Annotated in this window: 9 protein-coding genes; 4 read left to right on the top strand and 5 right to left on the bottom strand. The window is 70.1% G+C overall.

Features of this window, described 5'->3' with window-relative positions:
• Together ABT130_RS45810 and menC are read left to right on the top strand one after the other, a co-directional pair.
• Positions 1 to 434 (top strand): dipeptidase (locus tag ABT130_RS45810; RefSeq protein WP_350966228.1); only part of this gene is annotated, 434 nt, incomplete at its 5' end.
• 205 nt (positions 435 to 639) lie between these two features.
• The gene (menC, locus tag ABT130_RS45805) at positions 640 to 1,740 is read left to right on the top strand and encodes an o-succinylbenzoate synthase (protein WP_350966227.1); all 1,101 of its coding nucleotides are present in this window, start codon (positions 640 to 642) and stop codon (positions 1,738 to 1,740) included.
• Positions 1,741 to 1,848: 108 nt separating this feature from the next.
• Here menC and ABT130_RS45800 read toward each other — a convergent pair whose 3' ends face one another.
• The 4 genes from ABT130_RS45800 to ABT130_RS45785 all read right to left on the bottom strand — a co-directional run bounded on the left by ABT130_RS45800 (position 1,849) and on the right by ABT130_RS45785 (position 6,581).
• Positions 1,849 to 2,604 (bottom strand): dienelactone hydrolase family protein, encoded by a 756-nt coding sequence (locus ABT130_RS45800; RefSeq protein WP_350923676.1) that lies wholly within the window; start codon positions 2,602 to 2,604, stop codon positions 1,849 to 1,851.
• Between the two features lie 297 nt (positions 2,605 to 2,901).
• On the bottom strand, positions 2,902 to 4,377 hold the full coding sequence (locus ABT130_RS45795; protein WP_350966226.1) for an AMP-binding protein: 1,476 nt from the start codon (positions 4,375 to 4,377) through the stop codon (positions 2,902 to 2,904).
• A 13-nt stretch (positions 4,378 to 4,390) separates the two neighbouring features.
• Entirely contained in the window at positions 4,391 to 5,371 is a 981-nt protein-coding gene (locus ABT130_RS45790; protein WP_350923672.1) for an acyl-CoA dehydrogenase family protein, read from the bottom strand.
• Positions 5,372 to 5,402: 31 nt separating this feature from the next.
• A complete protein-coding gene (locus ABT130_RS45785; protein WP_350923670.1) occupies positions 5,403 to 6,581 on the bottom strand; it encodes an acyl-CoA dehydrogenase family protein in 1,179 nt (392 codons plus the stop codon).
• Between the two features lie 165 nt (positions 6,582 to 6,746).
• Here ABT130_RS45785 and ABT130_RS45780 point away from each other — a divergent pair, with 165 nt between their 5' ends.
• Both ABT130_RS45780 and ABT130_RS45775 read left to right on the top strand, forming a co-directional pair.
• Positions 6,747 to 7,682, top strand: a complete 936-nt coding sequence (locus ABT130_RS45780) for a sensor histidine kinase (RefSeq protein ID WP_350966225.1) — start codon at positions 6,747 to 6,749, stop codon at positions 7,680 to 7,682.
• A gap of 17 nt (positions 7,683 to 7,699) precedes the next feature.
• Positions 7,700 to 8,317, top strand: a complete 618-nt coding sequence (locus ABT130_RS45775; protein ID WP_350923667.1) for a TetR/AcrR family transcriptional regulator — start codon at positions 7,700 to 7,702, stop codon at positions 8,315 to 8,317.
• A 53-nt stretch (positions 8,318 to 8,370) separates the two neighbouring features.
• Here ABT130_RS45775 and ABT130_RS45770 read toward each other — a convergent pair.
• A partial coding sequence (locus ABT130_RS45770; protein WP_350966224.1) for an RNA-guided endonuclease InsQ/TnpB family protein occupies positions 8,371 to 9,342 on the bottom strand: 972 nt, incomplete at its 5' end.

The following is a 9,342-nucleotide window of genomic DNA, read 5'->3' as shown; positions in this document are numbered from 1 at the left end:
CCTCGGCCCGCGCGCTGCGCGACCACCACCGCAACCTGACCGACGACCAGATCCGCGGCGTCGCCGCCACCGGCGGCGTGGTCTGCGTCAACTTCCTGCCCGCCTTCCTGACGGAGGACGTCACCGAGTACACGGTGGACCGGCTGGTCGACCACATCGAGCACGTGGTGAGCGTCGGCGGGATCGACCACGTGGGGCTCGGTCCGGACTTCATCCGCGAGGTCATGCACGACGTCACTCCCCCGTGCTGCGAGGAGCCCGGCTACAGCGGCGTCGACATCGGCGCGACCCTGCCCGGACTGTCCGGCCCGAGCGGCCTGCCCCTGGTCACCGACGCCCTGCTCAAGCACGGCTTCGCCGACGAGGAGATCGTGAAGATCATCGGCGGCAACGTGCACCGGCTGTTCCGCGCCGAGCTGGGCAGGCCCGCCTGAGCCTCGCGGAGGCATGAGCCGAGATGGGACGGGGGCGGCGGCCGCTCCTCTGCGAGACAGCGGGCGGCCTGCCGTAAGGAGGCGATCGGCCTCGGCCGTGAGACGGGCCACCTCGTGGAGCGGCGGCCCCCAGGCGGGTACTCCCGACGCGGGGGTGCCCCCGGCATGACAATGGAACCCGGTGCGACGAATGGGAGAAGGAAGCTTGAAGATCACCGGGATCGAGTTGAGGCGGGTCGCGATGCCACTGGTCACGCCGTTCCGTACCTCCTACGGCACGGAGACCGAACGCGACGTGCTCCTGCTCCGCGTGGTCACCCCCGAGGCGGAGGGCTGGGGCGAGTGCGTGGCCATGTCCGACCCGCTCTACTCCCCCGAGTACGTCGACGCCGCCGCCGACGTGCTGCGCCGCTTCCTCATCCCGGCCCTGCCCGCCCGTGCCGACGTCCACGGCGTGGGCCGCGCGCTGCAGCCCTTCAAAGGCCACCGGATGGCGAAGGCGGCCCTGGAGAGCGCGGTCCTGGACGCCTGGCTGCGCGCGTCCGGTCAATCCCTCGCCTCCTTCCTCGGCGCCGCCGCCGACCGCGTTCCCGCCGGGGTGTCGATCGGGATCACGAACTCCGTCCCCGAACTCCTGGACACCGTCGCGGGCTATCTCGACGAGGGCTACGTCCGGATCAAGCTCAAGATCGAGCCCGGCTGGGACCTGGCACCGGTCCGCGCGGTACGGGAGCGCTTCGGCGACGACCTGCTCCTCCAGGTCGACGCCAACGCCGCCTACACCCTCGCCGACGCGCCCCACCTGGCCAGGCTGGATCCCTTCGGACTGCTGCTCATCGAGCAGCCGCTGGCCCACGACGACATCGTCCAGCACGCCCGGCTGGCCGACAGGATCGCCACCCCGATCTGCCTGGACGAGTCCATCGAGTCGGCCGCCGACGCGGCCGCCGCCATCTCGCTGGGCGCCTGCTCCGTGGTCAACGTCAAGCCCGGCCGGGTCGGCGGCTACCTGGAGGCCCGGCGCATCCACGACCTGTGCCGCGCCCACGGCGTCGCCGTCTGGTGCGGCGGCATGCTGGAGACGGGCGTCGGCCGCGCCGCCAACGTCGCCCTGGCCGCCCTGCCCGGCTTCACGCTGCCCGGCGACATCTCCGCCTCCCACCGCTACTACACGACGGACATCACGCCGCCCTTCGAGCTGAGCGACGGCCATCTGGACGTCCCCGGCGGGCCGGGCATCGGCGTCGAGCCGATCCCCGGCGTGCTGCGGGAGGTCACCACCTCCACCGAGTGGATCACCCGCTGACCACGGGCTCCCGCGAAGCGGCCGGCCCGAAGCCCGGTCACGGATGCGAGGTTCCGCCGCCGGAGCCGGTCGGACGCGCGACCGATCACGTCCGGGACTCGACCGGTCTCACTTCGCGATGGCCTCCTGGGCGGTGGCGGAGATGAAGCGGGTGATGCGCCGCCAGGCGTCGGCCGAGGCGTCGGCGAAGTCGGGAAGCTGATGATCGAAGAAGCCGTGGGGCGCGTCCGGGTAGGTGACGAACTCGTGCCCGACCCCGGCGGCGGTGAGGGCGTCGTCGAAGGCGGTCACCATGGCCGGTGGGATGTTCTCGTCGCCACCGCCCCACAGGGCGAGGACCGGCGCGGTCATCAGGTGAGCCAGCTGGATGGGGCCGGGGGCCCCGTTGAGCTCGCCGGGAAAGCCGTACAGCCCGATGACCCCGTCGAGGCCGAAGCGGGGGGCGGCGGTGTTGAACGCGAACCTGCCCCCCATGCAGAACCCCAGGGAGACCACGGTGTGGCAGCTCTCGCGGAGCCTTTCGACACCGGCCGACATGTCGGCGGACAGTCCCTCGGAGGTCAGCCTGGCGAGATGGTCCGGCATGAGCGTGGCCATGTCGGCGAAACTCTCGGGCCGGTCGCGGTAGTCGGTTCCGGCGGTGCGCGCGTAGTAGTCGATCGCGACCGCGGTGTGCCCCAGCTCCGCCAGCCGTACGGCGAGCTGCTGGTAGAAGCCCGACAGTCCGCGATTGTCGGGGAGGACGAGCACCCCCACCCCTGACGGTTTCTCGGGGCGGGCGAGAAATGCGCCGACGCGCGTGCCGTCACCCGAGGTCAGGATGGCCTGCGCGGCCTCCGCCCGGGTGATCGGAGCATTCGGCACAGGCGGGGCGGCAGCTGCGTCGTAACACACGGACGACACTCCTTTGAATTGACCGGAGTTTACGCCCGAAACATTAGCCGCACTTATTCGATGGTTTCCAACATGATATCATGGATAAATTAATTATCGATATACGGGTGATTAAACAGTGGTCACGAAAAGCGCTTCAAGGAATTGAGGTTTCCGCGCCCCTTTCACGCGGCGGCCCGGCGCGAGCGGATCGGGGAGACCCTCCCCGGCGTTCCCGTCGACCGGTGACGAACGCCCCGGTCCGCCGGGCGTACGGGCACGGGACCGTCAGGAGGCCAGATACTCCTCCCTGACCTTGGAGCGGGAGAGCTTCCCGGTGGGCGTGCGGGGCAGCTCGTCGCGGAACTCGATGACCCTGGGGTGCTTGAAGCGGGCGATCCGCGGGCCGAGGTGTGCCAGCAGTTCCTCGACCGAGGGGCGGGGACCGGGCACCGGCTGGATCAGGGCGACCACCCGGTGGCCCCACTCCTCGTCGGGCACGCCGATCACCACGACGTCGGCGACCGCCGGGTGCTCCAGGATCGCCGCCTCGATCTCCGCGGGGTAGATGTTCACCCCGCCGGAGATGATCAGATCGGTGCGGCGGTCGCAGAGGAACAGGAAGCCGTCCGCGTCCATGAAGCCGATGTCACCGGGGGCGTACCAGTCACCGCGCATGCTGGCGGCGGTCTTCTCCGGGTCCTTGCGGTACTCGAAACCGCCGGTGCCCGACCTCACGTAGATCATGCCGGGCTCGCCCGCGGGGAGCTCCTCCCCGTCCGCGCCGAGGATCCTCGCCTCGAAGGTCGGGGCCGGGCGGCCGACCGTGCCGGGACGCTCCAGCCAGTCGTGCGGCTTGACGGAGAAGGCGATGGCCGTCTCGGTGGAGCCGTAGTACTCGTACAGCACCGGCCCCCACCAGTCCATGATGCCCTTCTTGACCGCCACCGGGCAGGCCGCGCCGGTGTGCACCACCTGCCGCAGCGACGACACGTCGTAGCGCGCCCTGACCTCCGCCGGAAGCTGCAGCATCCGGTGGAACATGGTCGGCACCATCAGCGCGTTGCCGACCCGGTACCTGTCGACCAGCTCCAGGATGGCCTCCGGTTCGAACCTGGGCGCGATCACCAGGGTGTGCCCGAGGTGGAGGGCGAAGATGGTGTGCGCGCACGGCGCGGAGTGGTACATCGGCGAGGTCACCAGGTGGATCTCGTCGCCGGCCCGCAGGTCGCAGACCTCGCCCAGGAACCAGGTGTAGAGCGGGACGGTCGCCTCCGGCTCGTGGCTGGAGAGCGGGCGCTGCACGCCCTTGGGGAACCCGGTGGTGCCCGAGGTGTACCACATGACGCCACCGCCCGAGCGGTCGTCAGGGGCGGTCGTGGGCTGCCCCTCGGCCAGCTCGGCCACGCCGACGGCCTTCTCGACGGAGTACGACGGGTCGGCGACCACGACCCGGGCGTCGCAGTCGGCCAGGATGTAGTCGATCTCGGCGGCTGTGAGGTGCCAGTTGACCGGTACGTAGTACAGCCCCACCTGCCCGGTGGCCATCAGCATGACCACCGCGTCGATGCCGTTGGGCAGCACTCCGGCGACCACGTCGCCTCGGCCGAGCCCGCGGGCCCGCAGGCCGTGTGAGACCTGGTTGACCGTGGCCAGCAACTCTCCGTAGGTCGTCACGGCGCCGTCGGGGTGGATCAGCGCGCGGCGGCCGGGATCGGCCTCGGCGATCCGGTAGAAGGTGGGTAGCCCGCTGATGTCGGCCATGGACGTTCCTCCTTTAGAGCTCCAGCAGTTCGGCGAGGCGGGTGCGGTGCGTGCGGGGCGCGCCCAGCAGCACCTCGTCGGCCTTGGCGCGCTTGTAGTAGAGATGCGCGTCGTGCTCCCAGGTGAAACCGATGCCGCCGTGCAGCAGGAGGTTGTCCCGGGCCACCTCAAAGCAGGCCCTGCCGACGTAGGCCTGGGCGAGCGCGGCGGCCGAGGAGAGCTCGCCGGGCGCCTCGTCCGCGGCCCAGGCCGCGTAGCGGACTATCGACTCGGCCTGCTCCAGCTTGCAGTGCATGTCGGCGAGCCGGTGCTTGACGCCCTGGTAGGAGCCGATGAGGCGGCCGAAGGTCACCCGGAGCTTGGCGTAGCCGACGATGGCGTCCAGCGAGGCGCGCAGCACGCCGAGTTGCTCGGCGGCCACCGCGACCGCGAACAGGTCCCTGGCCCTCGCCACGCCCTCCGTCGACGAGGCGATCTCCTCGCCCGCGCCCAGATCCACCTTCGCCTGCCTGCGGGTGATGTCCAGGGTGGTCAGCGGGGTGCGGTCACCGCCTCTGACCGCCAGGACCCGTGGCCCCTCGATCGCCAGGACCACGTCGGCCTCGGCACCGTTGAGCGCGCGGCCGCCGTCGAGGGCGACGGTCGCGAGCGTGGTCCCCGCGGCGATGCCGGGCAGCAGCTCCTTGTCGCCCACCTCGGTCAGCAGGATCGTGGCGAGGGTGGTGGCCAGGAAGGGGCCCGGCAGCAGCGCCGCGCCGGTCTCCTCCAGGACCACCGCGAGCTCGGCGTACCCGGCCCCCGCGCCGCCGTGCTCCTCTCCGACGACGAGGCCGGCGAGCCCGAGCTCGCCGTTGAGCCTGCGGTAGACCTCGGGGTCGTGGCCGGTCTCGGATTCGACGGCCCGCCGGACCTCGGGCAGCGGCGAGGCGGAGGCGAGGAAGGCACGGACCGCGCCGCGCAGTTCCCGCTGCTCCTCGGTGAGCACGAGCTTCATATGTTTCCGCCTTTCTGCGCGAGCCCGGAGGTCACCCGTTCACCTTGAGGTCCTTGAACGGCACGTTCTTGTCCACCCGCGGCTCGGGCGGCAGGTTGAGCACCCGGTCGCCGATGATGTTGCGCATGATCTCGTTGGTGCCGCCGCCGAGGGCCATGGCGGGAGCGAGTGAGACGGCCTCGGCCAGCCGCCCGCCACCCTCCTCGTAGGCGACGGCCCCCGGCCCGGCCAGCGAGGTGGCGAGGTCGGCCTGGAACATGGTCAGCTCGGCCAGCAGCAGCTTGGCCGCGCTGCCCCTGGCCCCGGGGAAGACGCCGGCCTTGGTCTCCTGGGAGAGGCGCTCGTTGAACAGGGCGAGCGCGCGGGAGCGGATGTGCAGCTCGATGAGCTGGTCCCTGACCACCGGGTCGGCGGTGTCGGCGGTGTGGCGCAGTACCTCGAAGGCGACCGGGTTGTCCTTGCGGCCGCCCATGCCGACGCCGCTGGAGATGGACAGGCGCTCGTGCAGGAGTGTGGTGACCGCGCAGCTCCACCCGTCGTTGACCTGGCCGACCAGGTTCTCCGCGGGGATGTGCACGTCGTCGAAGAAGATCTCGTTGAAGTGGGCGCGGCCTGTCATGTCCCGCAGCGGGCGGACCGTGACGCCGGGGGCGCGCATGTCCACGATGAACATCGACAGGCCCTTGTGCTTGGGCGCGTCCACGTCGGTACGGGTGAGCAGCAGCCCGTAGGAGGCGTGCTGGGCGACCGAGGTCCAGACCTTCTGCCCGGTGACCGTCCAGCCGTCCTCGGCCGGGGTGGCCCGGGTCTGCAGGGCGGCGACGTCGCTGCCGGCGCCGGGCTCGGAGAAGAGCTGGCACCAGATCTCCTCGCCACGCAGCAGCGGACGCAGGTGCCTGGCCTTCTGCTCGGGGGTGCCGAGGTCGACGAGGGTCGGCCCGCACATCCCGAGTCCTATGGAGAAGACGTAGGTCGGCAGTGTGAAGCCCGCGGCCTCCTCGGCGAAGGCCCGCTCCTCCGCCTGGGTCAGCCCCTGGCCGCCCCACTCGCTCGGCCAGCCGATCCCCGAGTAGCCCGCGTCGTACATGCGCGCCATGAAGGCCTTCGCGGCGGCGACCCCACCCGCGTCCGGGGTGGCCTCGGCCTCGACGTCTCCAGCGTTGGCCTCCAGCCAGGTCCTGGCACGCCGCCGGTACTCCTGAAGATTCATGTCCGCTCCAATCAGTGCTCACTTACTCTAGCCAGCACCCGATCAGCCGTACAGAGCAATGCTCTACAGGGGAAGGTGAAAGGATATTTGCCCCTTCTTGGCCATCAATCACCAGGAAACGGCAATTAATCCGCCTAGTGGCCCTATTCAGCGCCGAGGAGTGAAGTGTTCGCGGGGAACGCGCGGTCGGTACACCGTCGGCTGACGCTCACCGCCGTCACGACGACCATCGTGATAGGCGGCGCCGCCTTCACGATCGTGACACTCAGGGCCGTGAAGACGGCGCTCGTGCAGGTCAAGGCGATCAGACGCGAGCTGGAGGAGATCACCGCGACCGACATCGGCCGCCGGGTGCCGGTGCCGGCCGCGCGGAACGAGATCAGGCAACTGGCCGAGACGATCAACCAGACGCTGGACCGGCTGGAGGCCTCGGCCGAGCAGCAGCGCAGGTTCGCCTCCGACGCCTCGCACGACCTGCGCAGCCCGCTCACCGCCATGCGCGCCCAGGTGGAGGAGGCGTTGCGCTACCCCGACGACATCGACTGGACGGCGAAGGCCCACGCGATGCTCGCCAGCCTGGACCGGCTTCAGGCGATCGTCTCGGACCTGCTGACACTGGCCAAGCTCGACTCCGGGGTGCCCGCCCATTACGAGCGGATCGACCTGGGCATGCTTGTCTGCGATGAGCTGGACAGGCACCGGCGCAATGTCCAGATCGACAGGGAGCTGCAGCCGGGGGTGGCGATCACCGGCGACCGGCTCCGGATGGCCCGGCTGCTGACGAACCTGCTGGACAACGCCGAACGGCATGCCGACTCCAAGGTCTCGGTGAGCGTGACCAGGGACGACGGAACGGCCGTCGTGGAGGTGCTCGACGACGGCGCCGGGATCGCGCCCGAGCAGCGGGAGCTGGTCTTCCAGCGGTTCGCCCGGCTGGACGCCTCCCGCAACAAGGACGAGGGAGGCACCGGACTGGGACTCCCCATCGCCAGGGAGATCGCCCGCACCCACGGCGGCATCCTGAGGCTGGAGGACAGCGTCCGGGGCGCGCGGTTCGTCCTGCGGATCCCCCTGCACCCCGACCAGGACGGCGCCCCCTGACCCGCTAGGGTTCCCTTGTGGCAAGGGGATTTGGGCGATTACGTCGTGAAGATCTGCTCCGAACCGCCTGCGATGTCATCGCGGCCCAGGGGTTCGGTCACACCCGAACCGCGGACATCGCGCAGGCGGCCGGCGTCAGCCAGGCGCTGCTCTTCTACCATTTCGAGACCAAGGAGAAGCTGTTCGCCCAGGCCTTCTCCTACGCGGCCCAACTCCATCTGGACGCGCTCGCCAGGGTGGAGGAGTCGGGCGGCTCACCCCTCGACCGGTTGCGGGCCCTGCTCAGGTTCTATCCCCCCGGCGGAAAGACCAAGTCGTGGGCCCTGTGGATCGACGCCTGGGCCGAGTCGATGCGCAACTCCGAGCTTGAGGAGACGTCCCGCAGGATCGACACGCGGTGGAAGGAGGCGCTTCACGCGATCATCGACGACGGCGTCGCGGCGGGAACCTTCGTCTGCGCGGACCCCGAGGGCTCGACCTGGCGGATCATGTCTCTCATCGACGGCCTGGCCACCCAGGTGACGGTGCACAGGCGGCTGCTCTCCCGGGCGCGCATGACCGAGTTCATCCAGACGGCCGCCGCGGCGGAACTGGGCCTCTCCCCCGCCGAACTGAGGTCAGCTTCTCAGCCCTGAAGGACTGAGCTTGCAGCTCCTCGCCGTCGGTGGCTTCGACGGTTTGGTCCGCGTCAGGCAGCGTGACTCACTGCCCAGCTTGTGACACCGCGCGAGGCGATGTTACGAGCTGCGTTGACGTCGGCGTGCTCAGCGAAACCGCACGACGTACAGGCGAAGCCGGCCTGGTCGGGCCGGTTCTTCTTGTCCACGTGCCCGCAGGCCGAGCAGGCCTGCGAGGTGTAGGCCGGGTCCACGAATATCAGAGCGACACCGGCACGGGCCGCCTTGTAGGCGATGAACCGGCCGAGCTGGTGGAAGCTCCACGAATGCAACGTGACCCGCTGGGGCTTACGGAGCCGTACCCGGTCGCGGATGCCCTGGAGATCTTCCAGCGCGATGCCTTGCCCGGTGCGTTGCGCCTCGGTCACGATGCGTTTGGCGATGGTGTGGTTGGTGTCGGCGGCGAAGCGCGCTTCTTTGCGGCGGCGTTTCTTCAGCAGCCGTTTGGCGGACTTGGTCTGCTTGGCCTGCAGGCGGCGGCGCAACTCGCGGTGGCGGTGGCGGACCGCGTTCAGGCCCTTGCCGCTGTGGCGAACCCCGCCACTGGTGGTCGCGATGTTGGCGATCCCCAGGTCCACCCCCAGGAATCCGTTCGGGGTGCGCACCGGCACCTCTGGCAGGTCGCAGGTGGCGATGAGGAACCACATGCCATCGCGGTACACGAGGTCCGATTCGCCCTTGCGGTAGGCGGCCAACATCTGGAGCTGATCGGCCGAGGCGGCGAACGCCACGTTTTTCATTCGCCCGCGCGTGGTCCAGATGCTCACTGTGCGCGCGTCCATCTGCCAGGACAGGCAGCGGTCGTCGAACGGCTGGGCCGCGCCGGGGCGAAAGACGATCGGCTTGGCCAAGGCCCGCTCGCGCCGCGCGGAGCCGGGCCTGCCCACGTTGCCGTTGCGGAGATTGGCGTGCAGCGTGGCGTAGGCGTCGGTGACCTTCTTGATGACATGCTGCGCGGCCTGAGCCGCCAGCCCGTAGTCGTC

Origin of the sequence: Streptosporangium sp. NPDC001681 (assembly GCF_040298085.1) — a bacterium.
In the GTDB taxonomy this organism is placed as follows: Bacteria; Actinomycetota; Actinomycetes; order Streptosporangiales; family Streptosporangiaceae; genus Streptosporangium.
Note: the sequence above shows the minus strand (reverse complement) of the source record. Positions and strands in the feature narration are given on the sequence as shown.

Coding starts and splice junctions, on each gene's coding strand:
- ABT130_RS45790 (WP_350923672.1), bottom strand. CDS start 5,371: ATGAAGCTCGTGCTCACCGAGGAGCAGCGGGAACTGCGCGGCGCGGTC.
- ABT130_RS45785 (WP_350923670.1), bottom strand. CDS start 6,581: ATGAATCTTCAGGAGTACCGGCGGCGTGCCAGGACCTGGCTGGAGGCC.
- ABT130_RS45795 (WP_350966226.1), bottom strand. CDS start 4,377: ATGGCCGACATCAGCGGGCTACCCACCTTCTACCGGATCGCCGAGGCC.